The organism is Nocardia asteroides (assembly GCF_900637185.1).
Taxonomy (GTDB): domain Bacteria; phylum Actinomycetota; class Actinomycetes; order Mycobacteriales; family Mycobacteriaceae; genus Nocardia; species Nocardia asteroides.
Genome location: NZ_LR134352.1, coordinates 804,952 through 828,201 on the forward strand (window position 1 = coordinate 804,952; position 23,250 = coordinate 828,201).

15 protein-coding genes and 1 tRNA gene are annotated in these 23,250 nt (G+C 70.2%); 5 read left to right on the plus strand and 11 right to left on the minus strand.

From position 1 onward, the window contains the following. Positions 1–1,410 (minus strand): DUF3662 and FHA domain-containing protein, encoded by a 1,410-nt coding sequence (locus EL493_RS03905; protein WP_030201681.1) that lies wholly within the window; start codon positions 1,408–1,410, stop codon positions 1–3. A gap of 219 nt (positions 1,411–1,629) precedes the next feature. Here EL493_RS03905 and EL493_RS03910 point away from each other — a divergent pair. Next, positions 1,630–1,715: transfer RNA gene (locus EL493_RS03910), tRNA-Leu, on the plus strand. A 90-nt stretch (positions 1,716–1,805) separates the two neighbouring features. Here the strand turns inward: EL493_RS03910 and EL493_RS33475 are convergent. Genes EL493_RS33475 through EL493_RS03925 form a run of 3 tightly spaced genes read right to left on the minus strand, consistent with a single transcriptional unit; the run spans position 1,806 to position 3,882 of the window. Then, on the minus strand, positions 1,806–2,342 hold the full coding sequence (locus EL493_RS33475) for a TetR/AcrR family transcriptional regulator (protein ID WP_019044289.1): 537 nt from the start codon (positions 2,340–2,342) through the stop codon (positions 1,806–1,808). Next, positions 2,339–3,178 (minus strand): alpha/beta hydrolase, encoded by an 840-nt coding sequence (locus EL493_RS03920; RefSeq protein ID WP_019044290.1) that lies wholly within the window; start codon positions 3,176–3,178, stop codon positions 2,339–2,341. Before EL493_RS03920 ends, EL493_RS33475 begins: the two co-directional genes overlap by 4 nt. Before the next feature lie 56 nt (positions 3,179–3,234). Continuing rightward, the gene (locus tag EL493_RS03925; protein ID WP_019044291.1) at positions 3,235–3,882 is read right to left on the minus strand and encodes a methyltransferase domain-containing protein; all 648 of its coding nucleotides are present in this window, start codon (positions 3,880–3,882) and stop codon (positions 3,235–3,237) included. 69 nt (positions 3,883–3,951) lie between these two features. Between EL493_RS03925 and EL493_RS03930 the strand changes: the two genes are divergently transcribed. Further along, positions 3,952–5,373, plus strand: a complete 1,422-nt coding sequence (locus EL493_RS03930) for an NHL repeat-containing protein (protein WP_019044292.1) — start codon at positions 3,952–3,954, stop codon at positions 5,371–5,373. 700 nt (positions 5,374–6,073) lie between these two features. Here the strand turns inward: EL493_RS03930 and EL493_RS03935 are convergent. Beyond that, complete coding sequence (locus tag EL493_RS03935; protein ID WP_019044293.1) at positions 6,074–7,108, minus strand: stage II sporulation protein M; 1,035 nt, start codon at positions 7,106–7,108, stop codon at positions 6,074–6,076. A gap of 18 nt (positions 7,109–7,126) precedes the next feature. On the opposite strand from EL493_RS03935, the gene EL493_RS03940 reads away from it, so the two are divergent. Continuing rightward, positions 7,127–7,873, plus strand: coding sequence for an RDD family protein (locus EL493_RS03940; protein WP_019044294.1), 747 nt, complete (start codon positions 7,127–7,129; stop codon positions 7,871–7,873). A gap of 90 nt (positions 7,874–7,963) precedes the next feature. Here EL493_RS03940 and EL493_RS03945 read toward each other — a convergent pair whose 3' ends face one another. From EL493_RS03945 to EL493_RS03970, 6 genes are all read right to left on the minus strand, one after another. Next, complete coding sequence (locus EL493_RS03945) at positions 7,964–9,259, minus strand: DUF58 domain-containing protein (RefSeq protein WP_019044295.1); 1,296 nt, start codon at positions 9,257–9,259, stop codon at positions 7,964–7,966. 4 nt (positions 9,260–9,263) lie between these two features. Continuing rightward, positions 9,264–10,250, minus strand: coding sequence for an AAA family ATPase (locus EL493_RS03950; protein ID WP_019044296.1), 987 nt, complete (start codon positions 10,248–10,250; stop codon positions 9,264–9,266). After that, the gene (locus tag EL493_RS03955; RefSeq protein WP_019044297.1) at positions 10,247–11,290 is read right to left on the minus strand and encodes a DUF4129 domain-containing protein; all 1,044 of its coding nucleotides are present in this window, start codon (positions 11,288–11,290) and stop codon (positions 10,247–10,249) included. Before EL493_RS03955 ends, EL493_RS03950 begins: the two co-directional genes overlap by 4 nt. Next, positions 11,287–12,168 (minus strand): hypothetical protein, encoded by an 882-nt coding sequence (locus EL493_RS03960; RefSeq protein ID WP_019044298.1) that lies wholly within the window; start codon positions 12,166–12,168, stop codon positions 11,287–11,289. The genes EL493_RS03955 and EL493_RS03960 overlap by 4 nt, the downstream gene beginning before the upstream one ends. 250 nt (positions 12,169–12,418) lie before the next feature. Beyond that, the gene (locus tag EL493_RS03965; protein ID WP_019044299.1) at positions 12,419–14,029 is read right to left on the minus strand and encodes an adenylate/guanylate cyclase domain-containing protein; all 1,611 of its coding nucleotides are present in this window, start codon (positions 14,027–14,029) and stop codon (positions 12,419–12,421) included. Positions 14,030–14,195: 166 nt separating this feature from the next. Then, entirely contained in the window at positions 14,196–16,040 is a 1,845-nt protein-coding gene (locus EL493_RS03970) for a DUF4407 domain-containing protein (protein WP_019044300.1), read from the minus strand. A 946-nt stretch (positions 16,041–16,986) separates the two neighbouring features. Between EL493_RS03970 and gltB the strand changes: the two genes are divergently transcribed. Both gltB and EL493_RS03980 read left to right on the plus strand, forming a co-directional pair. Further along, positions 16,987–21,639 carry a glutamate synthase large subunit gene (gene gltB, locus EL493_RS03975; protein ID WP_019044301.1) on the plus strand — a complete coding sequence of 1,551 codons (4,653 nt, stop codon included), beginning with the start codon at positions 16,987–16,989 and terminating at the stop codon, positions 21,637–21,639. Further along, a complete protein-coding gene (locus EL493_RS03980) occupies positions 21,632–23,101 on the plus strand; it encodes a glutamate synthase subunit beta (RefSeq protein ID WP_022566565.1) in 1,470 nt (489 codons plus the stop codon). Before gltB ends, EL493_RS03980 begins: the two co-directional genes overlap by 8 nt. Positions 23,102–23,250: the final 149 nt, after the last annotated feature.

Sequence of the window (23,250 nt, forward strand, 5' to 3'; positions counted from 1 at the left end):
TCAGACGATCCGGATCAGGATCTCGGAATGTCCGGCCCGGATGACGTCGCCGTCGGCGAGCTGCCAATCCTGCACCGGCGAGCCGTTGACCAGGGTTCCGTTGGTGGAGCCCAGGTCGGAGAGCATCGCGGTCTGGCCGTCCCAGCGCACCTCGATGTGGCGGCGCGACACACCGGTGTCGGGCAGCCGGAAGTGCGCGTCCTGGCCGCGGCCGATGATGTTGCTGCCCTCGCGGAGCTGGTAGGTGCGGCCGCTGCCGTCGTCGAGCTGCAGCGTGGCCGAGTAGCTCGACTGCTGCGCCGCGCCGTAACCGCCGCCCGCGGGCTGGCCGTAACCCGGCTGCTGAGCGCCGTAGCCGCCCTGCTGGCCGTAGCCGCCCTGCTCCTCCTGGCCGTAGCCCGGATCGGCGTAGCCCTGCTGGCCGTAGCCACCGCCCTGCTGGCCGTAGCCCTGCTGGTCGCCGTAGCCACCCTGCTGGCCGTAACCGCCCTGCTGGTCATAGCCGGGTTCGGCGTAGCCCTGCTGGCCGTAGCCACCCTGCTGGCCGTAGCCCTGCTGGTCGCCGTAGCCACCCTGCTGGCCGTAACCGCCCTGCTGGTCGTAACCGGGGTCGGCGTAGCCCTGCTGACCGCCGTAGCCGCCGCCCTGCTGGCTGTACGCCTGCTGACCGTAGCCACCCTGCTGGTCGTAACCGGCCTGATCGGCGTAGCCCTGCTGGCCGTAACCACCCTGCTGGCCGTATCCGCCCTGCTGGTCGTACCCGTTCTGGTACTCGCCGCCCTGCTGGCCGTACGCCTGGTCGCCATAGCCTTGCTGGCCGTAGCCACCCTGCTGGCCGTACTCGTCCGGGTAGGCACCGCCGGGGGCCGCACCACGGCCGGCGGGCGGCGGAGCGTACCCGCGGTTGCGTGGATCGGACTCCGCGGGCTCTCGGCTCGGCTCGTAGCCTGAGTTGTGCGTCATGGGGCCAGCTCCTGGTTGCGGGTGTGCGGGTCGTTGTGGCGGTCCTGGGCGAGGTGGGGCGGTCCCGCGACCGGCGTCGGGGTCGACGCGGCCGCTCGCTCTGAACATTCCGGTGTGCAGCGTAGGTGATGCCTCGAACGCCACGTGTACTTCGCCGTAGGTCTGCCAGCCCTGCTCGCGGATGTAATCCTGCAGATGTTTGGCGAACGCCTTGGTCGTGAGGTCGTGATCGGCGTCGAGTTTTCCGTGATCGGATTCGTTGATCGTGATCACGTAACTGTTCGGCGCGAGCTTGTGCCCACTACCCAGATCTTGCACCTGATCAGCGGCTTCGCGCTGCAGAGCGGCCTCGACCTCCTGGGGGACGACACTGCCGCCGAACACTCGCGCGAACACGTCACCGACAGCGCCCTGTAAGCGTCGCTCGAATCTCGACACGATGCCCATCACAGCCCTCCCTTCGGTGCGCGTGTCCTCGTAGGCCGACACGTTGCTCACGGCGTGTCCGGACCCGACCACGTTCCTTGCATGATATCCACGATCCTCCAACCCTGTAACTCCCGGCGAACCGCCTCGGTTCCCGAGCCGAATCCCCTCCCATCGCCGCAGGTCAGAGGGCCGATTTTATTTTCGCTGCCCGAGCATGTTAGATTTTTCCCGTCGCTCGGGCGAGTGGCGGAATGGCAGACGCGCTGGCTTCAGGTGCCAGTGTCCGTAAGGACGTGGGGGTTCAAGTCCCCCTTCGCCCACCAAGACTAGAGGCTCGATCCCCCGGGATCGGGCCTCTAGTCGTTTTCGGGGTTGTCCGCCCCTTCCTCCGCTCAGGGAACGCATGGGGCTGGTCAGCGGGTGGCGAGGCGCAGGAGGGCTTCGCGGAGGGGTGGGTGGGGGCTCGTGGTGGTGAGTTCGTGGAGGGCTGTTTCGGCGATGGCGGCCACCAGGAGGGTGGCGATGGGGGTGGGGTCCTGCCAGCCGATGGCGGTGAGGTCGGCGGTGATGAGGGCGGCGGCGGTGGCGTTGCGGGCGGCGACCTCGGGGCCGAGGCCCGCGTCGGTGCGGGCCTGGACGAGCAGGCCCTTGGTGGCGGGGTCGGCGAGGCAGCCGTCGAGGTAGGCGGTGATGCCGGCGGCGAGGCGGTCGGGGCCCGGGTCGAGGCCGGCGATCGCGGCGGTGACCTTGGCGTCGAGGTCGTCGTGGAAGGCGCGATGCAGGGCGACGAAGTAGGCCTCGCGGCTCGGCCAGTGCTGATAGAAACTGCCTTTGGCCATCTTCGCCTCGGCGGCGATGGCGTTGACCGACAGTTTGGTCAGGTCCTCGGTGGACAGCAGCGCGCGGCCCGCCGCCAGCAGGGCACGCCGACCTGGCTCGGCGGATCTCATGGTCGCATTCCAGCACAGGCGCCGAGGAATTCGCGCACCGCGTCGAGGAACAGTTCGGGTGCCTCGGCGAACGGTTCGTGCCGGGTGGACAGCACGGCCACCTCGGCCTGCGGCAGCGACCGGGCGACGGCCGCGCGGTTGGCGAACCACGGGTTGGTCGGATCGCGGCGCCCCCACACCACCTGAACCGGGACACCGGGAATCAGCTTCCCGTCGGCGGTGAGGTCGAAGCGGGGACTGTCGAAGCTGCGCCACAGGCTCCGGTAGACGGCGAGGCGCACCGGATCGCCGGGCACCGCCCGCGTCCGCTCGAAGATGGCGCGCACCCCGCCGCGGTGCAGTGGTCCCAGATACAGCCGCGCGTTCGGCACCACAGAGCGCCGTGCGACCGCCGCACTCGCGACGAAGCGAAAGTAAGCCCTGGTGAACGGGTTTCGGGGCGCGAAGCCCGCCGGCTGCACCAGCACCAGACCGTGCACCAGGTCCGGTGCCCGCTGTGCCAGCCGCACCGCGGCATAGCCGCCCGCGCTGTTGCCGAGCACGGTCAGCGCGCCGAAACCCCGGTGCGACAACTCCTGCGCGACCAGTACCGCCACGTCGGCGAGCGCGTCGATCGTGATGAGCTCCGGATCGGCGACGGTCGACGCGCCGTATCCGGGCCAGTCGACTGCGGCGATCGCCCAGTCGCCCGCCAGCGCGGGCACGATCTCGTCGTAGTCGCGGTGGTCGCCCGGATTCGCGTGCAGCAGGAGCAGTCCCGGCGCGTCCTGCGGTGAGCGGCCGCCGAGATGGACGGCGATCTCGCCGTACCTGGTCGAAACGCGCAGTGTCTCCATGTATCGACGGTAGCCATGACCGACCGGTCGGTCAAGGAGGGAACCGGTGACGGGGATCAGGACTTGCGGGCGATCAGCAGGTGATGCGGAAGCGGCGGATTCGGCAGCGTCCGCTGCTCGACCGTGAACCCGGCGGAGGCCAGCGCCGCGATCACCTCGGCCACCGGGCGCAGCGTGAATCCATAAGGGGTGAAGGGCATCTTGGCCATCGCGTCGGGATCGCCGATCCCGACCACGGCGGTGCCGCCCGGCCGCAGTACCCGCGCGAGTTCGGCGCAGGCGGCGGGCAGATCGTCCAGGAAGTAGATGGTGTTGACGGTGATCGCCGCGTCCAGGCTCGCGTCGGCCGACGGCAGCGCGGTGAGCGAGCCCGCGTCGAGGACGAGCCTGCCCGCCGCCACCTGGCCCGCGAAACCGGACCGCGCCCGCGCCAGCATGTCCGGCGACGGTTCGACGCCGTGCACCACGCCGTCGGCGCCGACGCGGTCGAGGAACAGGCCGAGCCCGACGCCGCCGCCGAACCCGATATCGGCCACCGTGGCACCTGCGGCGACCCCGGTGGCGTCGACCGCGGCGGCGATGGCGCGCCTGTTGCCCCGATTGAGAAAGAAGGCCACACCCTTGCCGAGCGTTCCGTGCGGATTGCCGAGCTGAGTGGCGATGGTCGTGAGCAGTCGATCCTTGACCCCGGGCATGGTCGTCATCGTAGGGGTCGGCGGTGACACTGCGCCGAAATCTTCCGCACCGGCGCCGGGTGCGGTTCGATACAGCCCGTGAGCCCTATCCACCGTCGCACCGCCACCCACTTCGCCGCCGTCGCCCTCGCGATCGCCTGCGGCACAGGTCCGGCGGCCGCGGCGCCGGTGACCGGACCGCTCGCGGCCAATCCGCATCTGGGCCCGCTCGGGACGGCGACCATGCACGGCGACGCGGGCTCCTCCGACGTCACCCCGCTCGCCGGACCGGCCGCGAACGCCGCGGTGACCGTCTATCCGCTCGGCGCCGCCTGCCCGACCCTGCTCGAGGGCTCCGACGGGCTGGTGGTGGGGCTGTGCACCGCCATCGCCGGGCGGACGCCGACCGTCTACCTGCTCGATCCGGCCGCGCCGGGCCCGCTGACCGGCGCGCTGGCCTCGCTGCCGCTGGCCAAGGGCAGCCTGCTCGGCGGCGTGTACGCCTATCTCGACAACGCGGACCAGCTGGTGGTCGTCGACGGCGATCGCCGCCTGCTGCGCGTCGGGCACCACCGCGACGCCGACGGCCGGTGGACGCTGACAGCCACGGAGCAGGCCGATCTGTCGGCGTCGATTCCGCAGGGCGACAACGTGACCGGGCTCGTCCCGGACTGGTCGGGCAACGTGTGGTTCGCGACGGGCAACGGCACGGTCGGGTTCGTCGACGCGGCCGGTGTGCCGTCGACGCGCGCGCTGCCCGCGGGCGAGCAGGTCGCCAACAGCATCTCCTCGGCGCCGAACGGCGGTGTGGCCGTGGCGAGTACGCACGCGCTCTACGAGCTGGCGGCCCGGGACGGCGAGGCCGAACTGCGCTGGCGGGCGCCCTACGATCGGGGCGCCGCGCGCAAGCCGGGCCAGCTCAGCTGGGGGACGGGGTCGACGCCCACCTACTTCGGCCCGGTGACCGGCGACGAATACGTGACCATCGTCGACAACGCCGACGGCCGGGTGAACCTGCTGGTGCTGCGATCCGGGTCGGGCGAGCTGGTCTGCTCGGTGCCGGTGCTCTCCACGGCGGGAGCGGGCAGCGAGAATTCCCCGATCGCGGTGGGCGGTTCGATCTTCGTGGCGAGCACCTACGGCTATCCCTATCCCGCGGTGCCCGAGGGCGCCGGTCCGGCCGTGCCCGCGAGCGCGCCCTTCGCCGGCGGGCTGACCAGGGTCGACCTCACCGGCGACGGCTGTGCCGTGGTGTGGGACAGCCCGGTGCGCAGCGCCGCGGTACCCCGGCTCTCGCTCGCCGACGGCGGCATCCACACCCTGCGCCGGGTGGGTCCCGACGCGACCACCCCGCTGGACGGCTACGAGTACGTGGTGATCGACCCGGCGACCGGCGCCGTCCGCGCCGCGCGACCGCTGCCGGGGACCGTCGCGCAGGATCCGTTGCAGATGGCGGCGCTCATCACGCACGGTGGCGCGCTGCTACAGGGGACGGTCACCGGGGTCGTCCGGATCGGCTGAACCGGCCGCGCGAAGGTCGCGATCAAACCCTGGTGAGGCGAAGATCACATCGCCTCTGCTGGGGCGTATTCGGGGTGTTCTGCTGCCGATTTCGTCCGGTTCGGCGGACGGTTCGCAACCGGTCGCATGACAGATTCAAGGGCTCATGTCAGGTGCTGTCACCTGATTGCTAGGTGCTGATCTTGTTTGCAGCCCTGTAAACAAACTTGAGGTCTCTTTTATCGCGTCTCGGGTCCGGCAAACCGAAATTCCGTTGCCGAATCCGCAGGTGATGGGCTATGCGAAGGGTCCGGCGGGGGAGTCGGCAACCGGGGAGAACATTCGCGCCCGCGACCGCGTGGAAGCTGCCCGCAGGATTTCGAAGGTTTGCCGCAGGTGAATTTTCGGTGCCGCCGAGGGGTGGTTGCCCGCGCCGCCGGAAGTTAGCTGCGGCGGTCGAAATCGGTGCGACGTCCGATGTTTGCTGGTTCGCAGTTTGTACGCCGGACCAGCGCGTTGGGGGTTGCGTGGGCATAACGATTGTGTACAGTTGACGGTAACGCTGGCCGCAGCTCGAGCCCGACTCGCTGCGGCCAGCGGAACTCAAATGGGGGAGTTCGAAACCTTCTCGTTACCTCGCGTAGCTGCCGATTGTCCGGCGCCGTTCCGGCGAGGTGTGCTCAGAGTTGCCTGCTGTTCAAATGCACGTGCATCTGCGAGTTCAGACCCGGTCCAGCGGTTTCGCCGCGGGTGTCAGCCACCGGTCCACGGGATCGGGCAGCGCCGCGGGCAGGGCCGCCGCCGCGTCCTGTTCCTCGGCCACCCGGCGGCCGATTCCGAAGACGTAGAACAGGAAGGCCGCCTCGGCCGCGAAACCGAACGCGATCCGCACCGGCGCGGGCAGCGGGCTCGGCGTCACGAAGCCCTCCAGCAGACCACACACCAGCAGCACCACCACCAGGCCCAGCGCCACCGTCGCGGTGATCCGGCCCTGCCGCGCCATCGCCGCGGCCCGGCTGCGGTGGCCGGGGTCGACCAGCGTCCAGCCCAGCTTCAGTCCCACCCCGCCCGCGACGAACAGCGCGGTCAACTCCAAGGTGCCGTGCGGCAGGATGAAACCGAAGAACGATTCCAGCCGCCCGGCGTCGGCCATCAATCCACCGGTTATCCCCAGATTCAGCGCATTCATGAACAGTGCGTACACAGCGGGCAGGATCAGCACACCGGTGAACAACGCGACCGCCGAGACCAGCGAATTGTGTGTCCACACCTGGGCGGCGAAGGCGTCGTTCGGGTGCTCGGAGTAGTAGGTCTCGAACTTTCCCCCAGGTCCGGTGATGATCGAGGTGTCGCCCTCGGGTATCCCCAGGGCCCTCCTGGCCGCGGCCGAAGTATCCACAAGCACCGCGATCACCGCGGCGACGGTGAGGAACAACGCGGTTGTCCCCACCCACCACGGCCACGCGCGATACACAGCTGCGGGAAAGTGCCGGGTGAAGAATCGGCCCACCTCGCGCCACGGCTGGGTCCGGGCCGCCAGCACCCGCCCGCGCGCCCGCGCGAGCAGCGCGCTGAGACCGGCGACGACATCCGGATCGGCCTGATGACCCTGGATCCGGGCCAGCTGCTGCGACGCCGACCGGTACAGGCCGACGAGCTCGTCGGCCTCGGCGCCCGACAGTTTCCGCTGGCGGACCAGCTGATCCAGCCGATACCACGACCGTTGACGCGCCCAGCTGTAGGCATCGGTGTCCATATCGGGAATGCTAGCCACATGGCCGAATTCACCACCGGCGAAGCGGTGGCGCTCGAACTCCCGATCGCGCGTATCCCCAGCCGGGCCGGCGCCTTCCTGCTCGATCTGTGCATCCAGCTCGCGCTCGCGGCCGTGTTCTTCTATGTCGGGATGATGCTGCTGCTCGCGGCCGACGCCGATTCGGCCTGGTACGACGTGGTCGGCGTGGTCGCGCTGGTCACCGTGCTGATCGGCTATCCGGTGTGCGTCGAGACCTTCTCGCGCGGGCGCTCACTGGGCAAGCTGGCCTTCGGGCTGCGGGTGGTGCGGGCCGACGCGGGCCCGATCGATTTCCGGCACGCGCTCACCCGCGGACTGGCCGGCGCGATTGTGGATTTCTGGCTGCTCGGCGCGTTCGGTGCGGTCGCGGTGATCAGCTCGGTGTGCTCGCGCGACGGGCGCCGCGTCGGCGACGTACTCGCCGGCACGGTTGTTGTGCACACCCGGCAGAACCTGCCGCGGCCCGCGCTGGCCGTCGCGCCGCCGTGGCTGACCGGCTGGGCCGCCCAGCTCGATCCGGGCTCGGTGTCCGACGAGCTGGCAGCCGCGATCCGCCAGTATTTGACCAGGTTGCGCACCCTCACCCCGGCCGCGCAGCATCACCTCGGCACCCAGCTCGTCGAGGCCGTCTGCGTCGCGGTGCAGCGGCAGGCGCCGACGGGATATCCGCCGTACCACGTCCTCGGCGCGGTGCTGGCACGGCGACAGCAGCTGGCGCGCGGCTGACTCCTGTGGAATACGCCGCCCTGTGCACAAACCTGTTGGCGGGCAGTGGATGAGCTGTGAGTACCGGTGGACAACTCGGTTGTCCACAACTCACAGCGAGCCGGACTGCTTCAGCTCCAGATATTCGTCGGCCAGCGCCTCGGGCAGCTGATCCGGCGCGGCGGTCACCACGTCGACCCCGCGCCTGCGCAGGGTCTCCCGCACGAGCGCCCGTTCGGCGAGCACCGTCTCGGCCGCGGCCGCGGTGTAGACGGCCGCCGCGGACGACCGGTCCCGCGCCGCCGCGGCGATCTCCGGATCGGTCACCGACACGATGAGCACCCGGTGCCTGCGCAGCAGCGTCGGCAGGGCGGGCAGCAGATGTTCGGAGACGGTGGGTCCGTCCAGACTGGTGAACCAGACGACCAGCGCCCGCCTGCGCACCCGGGACACCACCGTGCGCACCAGGCCGTCGGCGTCGGTGTCCACCAGCCGCGGCGTCACCCCGGCGAGGGTGTGCATGAGTTTCAACGGCAGCTGATTGCCGCCGACGCCGGTGACCTCGGCCCGCACTTCGCGGTCGTAGGCCAGCAGGTCCACGGTGTCGCCCGCGGCCGCCGCGAGCCCACCGAGCAGCAGCGCCGCCTCGATCGAGGTGTCCAGCCGGGTGCCCTCGCCCACGCGGCCCGCGCTCGCCCGGCCCGTGTCGAGCACCATCAGCACGTGCCGGTTGCGTTCGGGCCGCCAGGTGCGCACCAGCACGTCGGCCGCGCGGGCGGTGGCGCGCCAGTCGATGCTGCGGACGTCGTCGCCGGCCACGTACTCGCGGAACGAGTCGAATTCGGTGCCCTGACCGCGAATATCGGCGACATTGCGGCCCTCGAGGTGGTGCAGCCGCTTCACCTTCGACCGCAGCAGCCGCTCGCTGCGGAACGGGGGCAGCGCGCGCACCCGGGCGGGCACCTCGACGCGGGACTGGCGCCCGGCCAGGCCGAGCGGACCGAGCAGCCGCAGCGTCACCGCGCCGGCCACCCGGTCACCGCGATAGGTCGGGGTGAGTTCGGTACGCACCCGCATCCGGGTGCGCGGCGCCAGCTCCAGCCGGTGCGCGCGGCGGTCGGCGCGGGCACTGTCGGGCCAGGCGTCCCACAGCACGCCGCGCACGGTGGCCGTGCCGGAATTGGTCACCGCCAGCTCCACCACGGTCGAGCGGCCCAGCCGCACGATGGTCAGCGGATCACGGGTGAGGGTGAGCGTGTCGGCGCGCGCGGTGAGCGCCACGTCGAACACCCCGAGCGCGAGCAGCGCGGCGCTCGCGCCGACCACCCCGATCCACGACGGCACGAGGACCATCACCAGCGCGCCCGCGATCGTGGCGAGCAGCGCGAACCGGCCTGTGACGACCACGCCGCTACACCGGAACCGGCACCGAGACCAGCAACGACGAGAGCACGCCCTCGGTGCTCACCCCGTCCAGCTCGGCCTCGGGCCGCAGCATCAGCCGGTGCCGCAGCACGGCGACGGCCACGGTCTTCACGTCGTCGGGGGTGACGTAGCCGCGCCCGTTCAGCCAGGCGAAGGCCCGCGCCGCCGCCAGCAGCGCGGTCGCGCCACGGGTGGACGCGCCGTGCGCGACGGCGGGTGAACTGCGGGTCGCGCGGCACAGGTCGACGATGTAGGCCAGCACCTCCGGACTCACCGTCACCTGCGCGATCGCGGTGCGGGCCGCGGCGATGTGCGCGGGCCCGGCCACCGGACGCAGCCCGGCCGCGCCCAGATCGCGCGGATCGAATCCGCTCGCGTGCCGTTGCAGGATGCGGAACTCGTCGTCGCGGTCGGGCAGCCGGATGTCGACCTTGAACAGGAACCGGTCGAGCTGGGCCTCGGGCAGCGGGTAGGTGCCCTCCTGCTCGATCGGGTTCTGGGTGGCCACCACCACGAACGGGTCGGGCAGCGGCCGCGGCCTGCCGTCGACCGAGACCTGCCGCTCCTCCATCGACTCCAGCAGCGAGGACTGGGTCTTGGGCGGGGTGCGGTTGATCTCGTCGGCCAGCAGCAGATTGGTGAACACCGGACCCTGCCGGAAGGTGAACTCGGCCGAATGCGGGTCGTAGATCTGGGAACCGGTGACATCGCCCGGCATCAGATCGGGGGTGAACTGCACCCTGGCGTGATCGAGCGCCAGCGAGGTGGCCAGGGCCCGCACCAGCAGCGTCTTCGCCACGCCGGGCACGCCTTCCAGCAGCACATGGCCGCGGCACAGCAGCGCCAGCACCAGGTACAGCACGGCCTGGTCGTTGCCGACCACGGCCTTGCCGATCTCGGTGCGCAGGGCGGCCAGCGCCGCACCGGCTTCCGCCGCGCTCGGCGTCTTCTGCAGGACAGTGTTGTCGGTCATCCGAGCTCCGTCTCGATCCATTCGAGGTGTGCGGCAACGTAGTACAGGGTGTTCTCGTCCGGGACAGGGCCGAACAGGACGGTGGCGATCTGCTGGACGGGCACGCCGAGCCTGGCCGCGGCCGTCTCGACGAGCTGGTCGTCGGTGAGGTCGCGCGCGCCCAGGCGCGGGCGGATCCGGCGCAGCGTCGCCGCCCGCAGGGTCCGCGCCACATGGGCGACGTCGCCGGAGCGACGGTACAGCCCCGCCTGCCCGGCGAGCAGTTCGTTCGCGGCGACCTCCACCGGTCGCGGCTCACCGACCAGCGCGCCGCGCCTGCGCCCCCGCCACCACATCAGCACCACGAAGGCGATGAGGAACTGCAGGCCGCCGAAGGCCAGCCAGCCGGGCAGCCGGGTGAAGATCGAATCTTCGCCCGCGCCGAAATCGGGGTCGAAGTCGTCGTCCCGGTCGGGCAGGTCGGGAAAGTCCGGCGGCGGTGGCGGCGGATCCGGCGCGTCGGGCGCACCGCACGACTGCATGGTGGCGTAGAGCAGCAGGGCGATGGCGAGTACGGCGGCCACGGTGGCCCAGAATCGCGGATTGCGGAGCAGGTCGGGCAGCGGCGGGAGTTTCCGGCGCTGCCGGGGCTGCTGCTCGACGATCTCCAGCTCGACCGGCTCCAGCGCCGGCGGCGGGGCCGACTGCGAATACCGGTCGGCGTATTCGAGTCTGCGGTACTCGTCCTCGGTCGCGGCGCGCCCGCCGTAGACGACCTCGTCGAAACTGCGTGCCGCCGGGTGCAGTTCGGTGGACTGTTCCAGCGGCAGCGCGGTGGTGGCGTCGTCGGCGGTCTCCTGCGCGGTGCGCGAACGGCGGACCGGCAGGGTGCCGCCCTGTTCGAGCGCGCGCAGCACGGCGCGGAAGCGTTCGCGCAGGGCCAGGTCGTATTCGCGGCGGTTCGCGGCCTGCTCGGCGGCGGCGCGATGGTCGGCGGCGGCGCCGAGCCGGGGTTCCGGTGGCGCGCCGTCGCGGGGTGGCGGGAATCGGTTGTCGCTCATCGGGTGTCACCCGGGATCCGGATGTCCATGCCCTCGCGTTGGCAGCGGCGGTCGACGTAGACCAGGACCCGGCTGGTGGCCTCGACGATCTCGCCGATCGTCACCACCAGGAGAACACCGCCGATCAGCAGCGCGAGGAAGGCCCAGCGGTGGGTGCCGGAGAAATCCGACAGGAAGAACGGAATACCGAAGGCGGGCACCGCGAGTACCGCGAAGATCACCCGCTGGGTGAGCCACAACCCCGCGACCGTCCAGTCGGCCCCCTGCACGAGCTCCTTCGACCGGGCCACGGCGACACCGAATTTCGTGCGCTCGGCGAGGATCACGGGCTCGATCGCGAACCGGCGCGCCCGCAGATTCGACAACCACAGCAGAGCGAGGGGATAGGTGACGATCAGGAGGCTGCCGATCGTCAGCACGCCGATTCCGATGAGCGAGAACATGACCTGCGCGAGCACCAGGGGGCCCGCGTGCCGCGCCGCGGTTCGCAACCCGTCGGCCGCGCCGTGCCGCACCCCGCCGAAGTCGGCCAGCGCGATGGCGACCGTGGGACCGCGCAATGCCAGCCGCAGCAGCCAGATGCCCGCGGCGGTCCCGAGTACGGCCGCCCACGCGGTGCCCGCGTCGGAGCCGTCGGTCAGGTGCGACACCAGTCCCGTCACGCCGAGGACCCCGAGCAGCGCCAGCGCGAGCGCGCCGCCGCCGAGCGCCGCGAGCGCCCGGATATGGGCCTGGATCAGGGCGAACGGCTCATCGAGCAGTTCGCGGAAACGCAGGGGCCGGATCGGAACCGTCGGCGGCGGGTGCGGCGTCGGCGCAGGCGCTCGTGCCGGTTCGGTTCCCGCCCCGACGGCGCCGACCGCTTCGACGGGACGCACGCGGCCGAGTTTAGCTGTGCTTATGGCGGCGCGGGCGCCGCGTTGTTCGCGGCCCCTTGTGTCCCGCCGGTCAGGCGCCGGTGCTTGCTCCTGCGTCGCGTGCGCACCGGCACCTGACCGGCGGGACGGCCGCGAACCGGCCACTGCGTGGCCGCCGCTCCTCGGGGTCGCGGGTGTGGGCGAGCTCGGGAGTTCGTGGCTGGGTGACGGTGCGGGGCGAGTTCGGGAGTTCCAGGGTGACGGCGGGTTGTCAGTGGGCGTCCGAGGTTTCGGGTTGCGGGGTGAGTGGGGTACTCGGGGTCGACAGTTTCGGCAGGGCGAGCTGGGTCGGCTTCAGGCGGCCGCGCAAGGTGACCGTGTCGGCGAGGTTCCAGTGGGCGGCTTCGGAGTCGGCCGCGGCGGCGAGGGTGGTGGCGGAGCTGAGCAGGCGTTCGTCGTAGGACTTGGACAGCTCGCACAGGCGGGCGGCTTCGTTGACGGCGTCGCCGATGACGGTGAACTCATAGCGGTTGTGGGTGCCGACATTGCCCGCGACGACCCGGCCCGCGGCGACGCCGATGCCCGCGTCGAGGTCGGAGGCCGCGCGCAGGCGCCGCTGGATGGCGCGCCCGCAGGACAGGGCCGAGCCGGCCAGGTCGGGCAGCGGGGCCGGGGTGCCGAAGACGGCGAGGGCGGCGTCGCCCTCGAACTTGTTGAGCAGGCCGCCGTGCCGTTCCACCTCGTCGACCACGATGTCGAAGAAGCGGTTGAGAATGCCGACGATCTCGGGAGCGGGCAGCGTGGCGGCCATCGTGGTGGAACCGATGATGTCGATGAACAGCGCCGCCGCCTCGGTCTCGGTGCCGCCGAGCACCGGCTGGGAGGCGATGGCCGCCATCGCCACATCGTGGCCGACGTGCTTGCCGAACAGGTCCTCGATCATGGCGCGCTCACGCAGCCCGTGCACCATCCCGTTGAACCCGCTCTGCAGTTCGCCGAGTTCGGTGCCGTCGTAGAGGGTGATCTCCGCGGACAGGTCGCCCTGCTCGACCCGGCGCAGCGCTTGGCGCACCCCCTTGATGGGCGCCACCGTCGCGGCGCTGACCTGCGCCATCAACAGCATCCCGAACAGCAGCGCCGAGCCGCCGAGGCTGAGCATGCAGACCGCCAGCCTGGCCTTGCTCACCGCCGGATCGGCCAGCGCCCACACCGCCACCGTCATCGCCAGCGCCACCGGGACGCCGACGCCGACCAGCCAGGACAGCATGGTGCGCCCGAACACGCCGATGCCGCGCCGGTGGTGTGGCGCCGCCTGCAGCACGCGCGCGGTCACCGGCCGCAGCGCGAATTCGATGATCAGGTAGCTGTTGGTGCACACCACGATCGCGGCGGCGCCGATCGCCAGGAAGACCTTGGGGATCAGCGCCGGCTCGACCACGCCGTAGACGATGGTGAGCACGACCAGCGCCAACGTCCACAGCGCGGCCTGTTGCAGCACCATCCAGCGCGGCGCCGACACGGTGACCCGCTGCTCGGCCGCGTCCGGCACATGCTCGGGGTCGGTGGCCCAGCGCATCGTCCGCAGTCCGGCGACCGTGCCCCACACCGTGCCGACCGCGAGCGCGATCACCGCGCACAGCGGCGTGAAGACGGCGTTGATCAGCAGCAGGTCGCGGGTGAACACGGTGGGGCCGGGCAGGACGAAGCCGGCGAGCACCACGACCATCGCGATGCCGATCAGATTGGCGATGAGCAGCGGCACTGTCAGCAGCAACTGCACGCGCACCCGGCGGATGGTCGACTTCTCGTCGACCGGACCGAGCAGCGGCGAGCCCCATGGTGCCGAGCTGGTCGCACCCGGGTGTGCGTCGCGGTGGTTCACTCACGCACTGTAAACCCGGTTCCGCCGCATCGACCACTGTGTTGCGCAGGTCACTGCGGTGTTTGTTCCGCTATAGAAACTGGTAGCGGCCGTATTTGTGACGCGCTACCGGCCGGATCCCGAAAATTGAGCTCCGGCCGGTTCCGGTGCACAACTGTTCACTGAATTAGCGGCCCGGTGGCAGTTGACGCTGCGATCCGCCGGGCAACTCGGTGACATCGTTGCCGGACAGCTCGCCGTAACCGTCCGCCGCGGGCAGCCCGGTGCCCTGGCCCGCGGGCAGCGCGGTGTAGCTCGGTGCGGCCGGGTACTGCCGCGGGTCCGGGTGGTACCTGGCGCCCGGCGCGTCGACGACCGTCGAGGCGATCTGCTGCGCGTAGGGCTGGTGATACTGCGGCGCACCCTGCTGCTGCGGGTACCCGGCGGGCAGATATCCCTGCACCGGCTGCCCCGGCAGATACCCGGCCTGCGCCATCATCTGCTGCTGCGGCGCCTGCGAATCCTGGCTGTCGACGGTGACCTTGCGGCTGCGGCGCAGCGTGAAGGTGACCTCCTCCACCTCCTCGAAGGCCTGGCGCGCGGTCCGCAGCGGGTGCGTGGCCGAGTCGATCGCGTTGGCGACGAAGGAGGGGACCAGCGGCCGGATCCAGCGGGCGGCGGTGTCGGTGAACGGCACCGTGCCGATGATCGGCAGTTCCAGCCCGCCGCCCCCGGTGGGCGCCTGCGCGGGCGCGGCGGCGGTCACCGGCTGCGCGGGCACCAGCGCGCCGCCCTGCGGCGTCGCGGCGGGCAGCGCGTTCGGGAAGTACCCGGCGGGCAGCTGCTGCTGGGAGACGTTCGGCTCCAGAGCCACGGAGTCGTCCTTTCGATGCGGCTCGGTGATCCCGAGCTCGAAACCGCCGATCGCGGCGATGATCCTGGTGCGCTGACGTTCTCGATCGATGACGGTGTCGGCCTCGATCGCCAGGCGCGCGGTGGCGAGTTCGTGTTCGGCCCGCAGGGCGGCCGCCTCGGTGCGCACCTCGGCGCGCTTCACCGCGATGGCCGCGTCGGCCTCGCGGTGGGCCCGGTCGGCGACCTCCGCGGCGTCGACCCTGCGGTCGAGCGAGGTCTCGCCGCGCCACCAGCGCAGCAGCAGCGGCAGCAGCGCGAGCAGCACGCCGGCCAGCAGGATGAGCAGGCGCAGCGCGGCGGCGCCCGCGTGGTCGGCGGTGTAGCCGTTCATGGCCAGCCAGCGCGCGCCGAGTCCGCGGTCGGCCGCGGCGAACGCGGTGTCGCGCGCGGCGGTGAGTTCGGTGGTCTCGGCGGCGACCCGCTGATCGAGGCCGTCGGTGCGCGACTGCGCGGCGGCGAGCTGCTTGCGCGCGTCGTCGAGCATGTCGTTGGCGGTCCGCGATTCGGGACCGTGGCCGGGGACGCCGGTGATCCTGGTCTGCGGGCACTCGGGGGTGGGGTTGTACTCGCAACGGGCGGTGACCAGCGCGCGGTCGATGTCGGCCTGCGCCTTGGCGATGCTCACGTCGAGGGCGGCCCGGTCGGCGACGGCCCGGTCGTACTCGGCGCGTGCGGCGACCACGGCGGGCGCGTTCTCGGCGCTCGCCTGCGCCCGGACGTCCAGCTCCCGGTCGACGGTGCCGCCGAGCAGCACGGTCGAGGCGAGCTCGGCGACGAGGACACCGGCCAGCACGCCGATGCCGACGCGCGCGGCGATGCCGAACCGGTCGTCCGCGGCGCCGCCGGGCCGGGTGGTGGCCAGCGCCCGGCCGAGCGCGCCCGCGGCCACCGCGGCCACCAGGCCGAGCCCGACGACGGCCACCGGCCCGATCCCGTCGGCGGCGGCGAGCGCGGTGGTGGTGACGATCCCGGCGACCGCGGCGAACAGCAGCACGGCGGCGCCGGTGACGGCATAGCCGCCCTGCTCGTGGTGATAGGCCAGGTCGGCGCCCGTTTCGGGGTCCCGGCGCCGAGGCCCGGCGAGGCCTCCGCCGAGCCAGGTGAGTGTGCCGGTCATAGGTTCTCCCCGGGTTCTGCGCTCCACTGGGCATGGCGAAACTGACATGGATTCGTTGTGTCAGCGTGACAGGCGTTGCGCCGACACACCGAGACACCGTGACCCCCATGTGGTCAGCCTCACAGTCCGATCACCGGGACATCGGCCGGCGAACCTCGCGCACCGGCGGACCTCGGCGTGTCGACCCCGGCGATCCGTACCTACCGGTTGGTAGAGGCCCGGTTGTGGCGAACGCCACTGTTCCAGAATTAGCCAGCAGTGTGCTGCGCCACAGGAAGTTGATACAGACCGTACGGTCGGATCACTGCGAGGCCACGTCGGAGCCGCTGTCGGAAATATCTCACCGGTTCCGTCCCGGTTAGCGGAGCACACAGGTTTGACCTGCGCATTGTCTGGGAATTCTGCTGCGGTGCAGGTGAGTTCAGCTTTCGGGCCCGTCCCGGCGGCTGTTCCCGGCCTGCCGCACAGCAGTGTTCCCGCAGGTCGGCGCGGGTTGTCCGGGATCGATCCCGTGCCCGGTCTGCTTTACACTGGACGACGCGCGCGACGAAGCATGCCGCCGTTACAAACCCCAGCTAGACAGGTTTCTTAGCACGACCTTAGTTGGTTGGGTCTGCGGTCTGACTTATCGTTTGCTCTTACGCCGAACGCACCCATGTTCGGCACAACCACCTGTTTCGGGGTCCGTGAAACCGGACCAAGACCAGCGGGTGAAACCCCGCGCGGAGGTAAGGGATGTGTAAGCGTTCCGTTACCTCTGAGCACCCACTACGTCAACGAAGCGGGTGGACAACTGGAGACGTGACTGCACGCCGCAAACCATCACCGCCGCTGGTTTCGGATCGTACGGACGCAGTCTTGACGGAGGCGAAACGACGAAGGGCCACACGCTCAGCTAGCTGGGCGGCCGATCTCATCGACAGCCGACTTTCTTGAAGGCAGAGGCATGACGCAACTTCCTGGCCACAGGTCACCCGGTGCCACCGGGCTCTACGATCCGGCATTCGAGCACGACGCCTGCGGCGTCGCGTTCGTCGCAGACATGCACGGACGACGCAGTCGAGACATCGTCGACAAGGCCATCACCGCCCTTCTGAACCTGGAGCACCGTGGTGCCGCGGGTGCCGAGCCGAACTCCGGCGACGGCGCGGGCATCCTGATCCAGCTTCCGGACAAGTTCTTCCGCGCTGTGGTCGACTTCGAGCTGCCCCCGGTCGGCTCCTACGCCTCCGGTATCGCCTTCCTGCCGCAGTCCCGCCGCGAGGCCTCGCGGGCCGCCTACGGTGTCGAGAAGATCGTCGTCGAAGAGGGCCTGGCCGTGCTCGGCTGGCGTGAGGTGCCGATCGAGGAGTCCTCGCTGGGCGCGCTGGCCCGCGACGCGATGCCCACCTTCCGGCAGCTGTTCATCGGCTCGCCCAAGAACTCCGCCGAGCAGCTCTCCGGCCTGGACCTGGAGCGTCGTGCCTACGTGATCCGCAAGCGGATCGAGCACGAGCTGGGCAAGTCCGGCTCGGGCGAGGGCTCGGTCGGCAAGGAGTCGGTGTACTTCCCGAGCCTGTCCGGCGAGACCTTCATCTACAAGGGCATGTTCACCACGCCGCAACTGCGCGCGTTCTACCTGGACCTGCAGGACGAGCGTGTCGAGTCGGCCATCGGCATCGTGCACTCGCGCTTCTCCACCAACACCTTCCCCTCGTGGCCGCTGGCGCACCCGTTCCGCCGGGTCGCCCACAACGGTGAGATCAACACCGTCACCGGTAACGAGAACTGGATGCGCGCGCGTGAGGCGCTGCTGCGTTCGGACGTGTTCGGCAAGGACGAGGCCGGCAAGAACCGACTACAGAAGATCTTCCCCGTCTGTACGCCGGGTGCGAGTGACACCGCGCGCTTCGACGAGGTGCTGGAACTGCTGCACCTCGGCGGCCGCGACTTGCACCACGCCGTGATGATGATGATTCCCGAGGCCTGGGAACGCAACGAGAACATGGACCCGCAGCTGCGGGCGTTCTACGAGTACCACTCGATGCTGATGGAGCCGTGGGACGGCCCCGCCGCCGTCTGCTTCTCCGACGGCAAGAAGATCGGCGCCGTGCTCGACCGCAACGGCCTGCGCCCCGGTCGCATCTGGGTGACCGAGGACGGCCTGGTCGTGCTCGCCTCCGAGGTCGGCGTGCTCGACATCGACCCGTCGACGGTGATCCAGAAGATCCGCCTGCAGCCGGGCAAGATGTTCCTGGTCGACACCGAGCAGGGCCGCATCCTCACCGACGCCGAGATCAAGGGCGAACTGGCCGCGGCGCAGCCGTACCAGGAGTGGCTGGACGCCGGCGTGAGCCGCCTGGCCGACCTGCCCGACCGCCCGCACGTGCACATGTCGCACGACCGCGTGCTGATCCGTCAGCAGATCTTCGGATACACCACCGAGGACCTGAACCTGCTGATCACGCCGATGGCCAAGACCGGCGGCGAGGCGCTGGGCTCGATGGGCACCGACACCCCGATCGCGGTGCTGTCGAACCGGTCGCGCCTGCTGTTCGACTACTTCTCCCAGCTGTTCGCGCAGGTCACCAACCCGCCGCTGGACGCCATCCGGGAGAAGGTCGTCACCAGCCTCAAGCGCAACATCGGCCCCGAGGCCGACCTGCTGCACCCCGGTCCGGAGTCGTGCAAGCAGATCGCGCTGGAGCAGCCGATCCTGGACAACGACGAGCTGTCCAAGCTCGTCCACATCAACGACGACGGCAGCCACCCCGGCCTGCGCTCGGTGGTCGTGCGCGGTCTGTACCCGGTCGCCGAGGGCGGCGAAGGCCTGCGCAAGGCGCTGGTCGCGATCAACACCCAGGTGTCGGCGGCCATCGACGGTGGCGCGCGGATCATCGTGCTGTCCGACCGCGAGTCCAACGAGAAGCTGGCGCCGATCCCGTCGCTGCTGCTCACCTCCTCGGTGCACCACCACCTGGTGCGCGAGCGCACCCGCACCATGGTCGGCCTGGTCGTCGAGGCCGGTGACGCCCGCGAGGTGCACCACATGGCGATGCTGGTCGGCTTCGGCGCGGCCGCGATCAACCCGTACATGGCCTTCGAGACCATCGAGGACATGCTCGAGCGCGGCTCGCTGGCGATCCCCGGCTCGACCGGTGACCTGGCCGCCGACTACCGCAAGGCCGTCGCGAACTACTGCACCGCGGCCAGCAACGGCGTGCTCAAGGTGATGTCCAAGATGGGCATCTCCACCCTCGCCTCCTACAACGGCGCCCAGCTGTACCAGGTCATCGGCCTGGCGCAGGACCTGGTCGACGAGTACTTCACCGGCCTGCGCTCGCCGCTGGGCGGCATCGGCCTCGACGAGATCGCCGAAGAGGTGGCCATCCGCCACCGCACCGCGTTCCTGGAGAACCGCAACGAGCGCGCGCACCGCGAGCTCGAGGTCGGCGGCGAGTACCAGTGGCGTCGTGAGGGCGAGTACCACCTGTTCAACCCGGACACGGTGTTCAAGCTCCAGCACGCCACCCGCACCGGCCAGTACTCGATCTTCAAGGAGTACACCAAGGCCGTCGACGACCAGTCCGAGCGGCTGGCCGCCCTGCGTGGCCTGTTCAAGTTCAAGACCGGTCAGCGCGAGTCCATCTCGATCGACGAGGTCGAGTCGGCCGCCGAGATCGTCAAGCGGTTCTCGACCGGCGCGATGAGCTACGGCTCCATCTCGGCCGAGTCGCACGAGACCCTGGCGATCGCGATGAACCGTCTGGGCGCGCGCTCGAACTCCGGCGAGGGCGGCGAGAGCCCGGCCCGCTTCGAGGTCGAGGAGAACGGCGACTGGCGTCGTTCGGCGATCAAGCAGGTCGCGTCGGGTCGCTTCGGCGTCACCGCGCACTACCTGACCAACGCCACCGACATCCAGATCAAGATGGCCCAGGGCGCCAAGCCGGGCGAGGGCGGCCAGCTGCCCGCGCACAAGGTGTACCCGTGGGTCGCCGAGGTGCGGCACTCCACGCCGGGCGTCGGCCTGATCTCCCCGCCGCCGCACCACGACATCTACTCGATCGAGGACCTGGCGCAGCTGATCCACGACCTCAAGAACGCGAACCCGCAGGCGCGGATTCACGTGAAACTGGTCGCGGAGCCGGGTGTCGGCACCGTCGCCACCGGTGTGTCCAAGGCGCACGCCGACGTCGTGCTCATCTCGGGCCACGACGGCGGCACCGGCGCCTCGCCGCTGACCTCGCTCAAGCACGCGGGCGGCCCCTGGGAGCTCGGCCTGGCCGAGACCCAGCAGACCCTGCTGCTCAACGGCCTGCGCGACCGCATCGTGGTCCAGGTCGACGGTCAGATGAAGACCGGCCGCGACGTGATGATCGCCGCCCTGCTCGGCGCCGAGGAGTTCGGTTTCGCGACCGCTCCGCTGGTCGTCTCGGGCTGCATCATGATGCGCGTGTGCCACCTCGACACCTGCCCGGTGGGTATCGCCACCCAGAACCCGGTGCTGCGCGAGCGTTTCTCCGGCAAGCCGGAGTTCGTCGAGAACTTCATGCTGTTCATCGCCGAGGAGGTGCGTGAGCTGCTCGCCGAGCTGGGCTTCCGCACGCTCGACGAGGCCATCGGCCGGGTCGACCTGCTCGACACCAGCAAGGCCAAGCAGCACTTCAAGGCCGCCAAGCTGGACCTGTCGCCGATCCTGGACATGCCGGAGACGGCGTTCATGAACCAGGACACCCGCTGCACCGGCACCCAGGACCACGGTCTGGACAAGGCGCTGGACAACGAGCTGATCGCGCAGAGCGCCGACGCGCTCGAGCGGGGCCAGGCGGTCAAGATCGAAACCAAGATCACCAACGTGAACCGCACGGTCGGCACCATGCTCGGCCACGAGGTGACCAAGCTCTACGGTGGCGCGGGCCTGCCCGACAACACCATCGACATCACCTTCAACGGTTCGGCAGGCAACAGCTTCGGCGCGTTCGTCCCGGCTGGCATCACGCTGCGCGTGCAGGGTGACGCCAACGACTACGTCGGCAAGGGCCTGTCCGGTGGCCACATCGTGGTCCGCCCGTCGCTCACCGCGCCGGAGGGCTTCGTCGCCGAGGACAACATCATCGCGGGCAACGTGATCATGTTCGGCGCCACCAGCGGCCGGATCCTGATCAACGGTGTCGCCGGTGAGCGGTTCGCCGTCCGTAACTCCGGTGCGACCGCGGTCGTCGAGGGCGTGGGCGACCACGCGCTCGAGTACATGACCGGTGGCCGCGTGGTCATCCTCGGTGGCACCGGCCGCAACCTCGGCGCCGGTATGTCCGGTGGTGTCGCGTTCGTCTACGACCCGGAGGGCACGCTGCCCGCGCGCGTGAGCCCGGATCAGGCGGAGGCGATCGAGCAGCTCTCGGGTGACGACTTCACCTGGCTGCGCGACATCATCACCACCCACCGCGACGAAACGGGTTCGGCTGTGGCCGAACGCATCCTGAGCGACTGGTCCCAGCAGGTGAACCACTTCGTGAAGGTCATGCCCCGCGAATACAAGAAGGTTTTGCTCGCCATCTCCGAAGCTGAGAAGAGCGGCAAGGACGTGGACGAAGCGATCATGGAGGCCGCTCGTGGCTGATCCTCAGGGATTTTTGAAGCACACCTCTCGGGAACTCCCGACCCGCCGACCGGTCGAGCTGCGACTGCTCGACTGGAAAGAGGTCTACGAGGACAAGTTCTCGCACGACACCCTGCAGAAGCAGGCCAGCCGCTGCATGGACTGCGGTATCCCCTTCTGTCACAACGGCTGTCCGCTGGGGAACCTGATCCCCGAGTGGAACGACCTGGTGTACAAGGGTGCCTGGCGCGAGGGCATCGACCGCCTGCACGCCACCAACAACTTCCCGGAGTTCACCGGCCGCCTGTGCCCGGCTCCGTGTGAGGCGTCCTGCGTGCTCGGCATCAACCAGCAGCCGGTCACCATCAAGCAGGTCGAGGTCGAGCTCATCGAGAACGCCTTCGACGAGGGCTGGGTCACCCCGGTGTACCCGACCCGCCTCACCGGCAAGAAGGTCGCCGTCGTGGGCTCCGGCCCGGCCGGTCTGGCCGCCGCCCAGCAGCTGACCCGGGCCGGTCACACCGTGACCGTGTTCGAGCGCGACGACCGCATCGGCGGCCTGATGCGCTACGGCATCCCGGAATTCAAGATGGAGAAGTCGGTCATCGACCGTCGCCTCGCGCAGATGGAGGCCGAGGGCACCATCTTCAAGACGGGCGTCAACGTGGGTGTCGACATCACCGCCGAGCAACTGCGCGAGCGTTTCGACGCGGTCGTGCTGGCCGGTGGCGCCACCATCGCCCGTGACCTGCCGATCCCGGGCCGCGAGCTCGACGGCATCCACCAGGCGATGGAGTTCCTGCCGCTGGCCAACCGCGTGCAGCTCGGCGACGACATCACCGACGAGAACGGCCTGCCGCCCATCCACGCGAAGGGCAAGAAGGTCGTCATCATCGGTGGTGGCGACACCGGCGCCGACTGCCTGGGCACCTCGCACCGCCACGGTGCCGAGAGCGTCCACCAGTTCGAGATCATGCCGCGTCCGCCGGAGGAGCGCGCCGGTTCCACCCCGTGGCCGACCTACCCGCTGATGTACCGGGTGTCCTCGGCGCACGAGGAGGGTGGCGAGCGGGTGTTCTCCGTGAACACCGAGCGTTTCGTCGGCAAGGACGGCAAGGTCACCGGGCTCGAGGCGCACGAGGTCAAGATGGCCAACGGCCGGTTCGAGAAGGTCGAAGGCACCGACTTCACCCTCGAGGCCGACCTGGTGCTGCTGGCCATGGGCTTCGTCGGCCCGCAGAAGCCCGGCCTGCTGACCGACCTGGGTGTCGGTTACGACGGACGCGGCAACGTGCAGCGCGACAAGAACTGGGCCACCAACATCCCCGGCGTCTTCGTCGCCGGCGACATGGGCCGTGGTCAGTCGCTGATCGTGTGGGCCATCGCCGAGGGCCGCGCCGCGGCCGCCTCGGTCGACAAGTTCCTGGAAGGCGAGACCGCGCTGCCCGCGCCGATCCCGCCGACGGCTGTCGCCCAGCGCTGATCCGCTCTTCGAAGCGCCCGTGGACTCACCGGTCCACGGGCGCTTTGTCGTTGCGTCACAGTCTGTTTCGGTTTCGAGGTGGCTCTGGTAGCGTCTTCCGGTTCTGCACCGGCCCGGGGCGGGGCCGTCGAGAGGCGTGCGTAGGGGTC

Excerpts from the sequence above, each read along its gene's own strand:
- EL493_RS03940 (WP_019044294.1), top strand. The coding sequence starts at position 7,127 with ATGGCCGAATTCACCACCGGCGAAGCGGTGGCGCTCGAACTCCCGATC.
- EL493_RS03905 (WP_030201681.1), bottom strand. The coding sequence starts at position 1,410 with ATGGGCATCGTGTCGAGATTCGAGCGACGCTTACAGGGCGCTGTCGGT.
- EL493_RS33475 (WP_019044289.1), bottom strand. The coding sequence starts at position 2,342 with ATGAGATCCGCCGAGCCAGGTCGGCGTGCCCTGCTGGCGGCGGGCCGC.
- EL493_RS03955 (WP_019044297.1), bottom strand. The coding sequence starts at position 11,290 with ATGAGCGACAACCGATTCCCGCCACCCCGCGACGGCGCGCCACCGGAA.
- EL493_RS03935 (WP_019044293.1), bottom strand. The coding sequence starts at position 7,108 with ATGGACACCGATGCCTACAGCTGGGCGCGTCAACGGTCGTGGTATCGG.
- EL493_RS03925 (WP_019044291.1), bottom strand. The coding sequence starts at position 3,882 with ATGACGACCATGCCCGGGGTCAAGGATCGACTGCTCACGACCATCGCC.
- EL493_RS03950 (WP_019044296.1), bottom strand. The coding sequence starts at position 10,250 with ATGACCGACAACACTGTCCTGCAGAAGACGCCGAGCGCGGCGGAAGCC.
- EL493_RS03970 (WP_019044300.1), bottom strand. The coding sequence starts at position 16,040 with ATGACCGGCACACTCACCTGGCTCGGCGGAGGCCTCGCCGGGCCTCGG.
- gltB (WP_019044301.1), top strand. The coding sequence starts at position 16,987 with ATGACGCAACTTCCTGGCCACAGGTCACCCGGTGCCACCGGGCTCTAC.
- EL493_RS03920 (WP_019044290.1), bottom strand. The coding sequence starts at position 3,178 with ATGGAGACACTGCGCGTTTCGACCAGGTACGGCGAGATCGCCGTCCAT.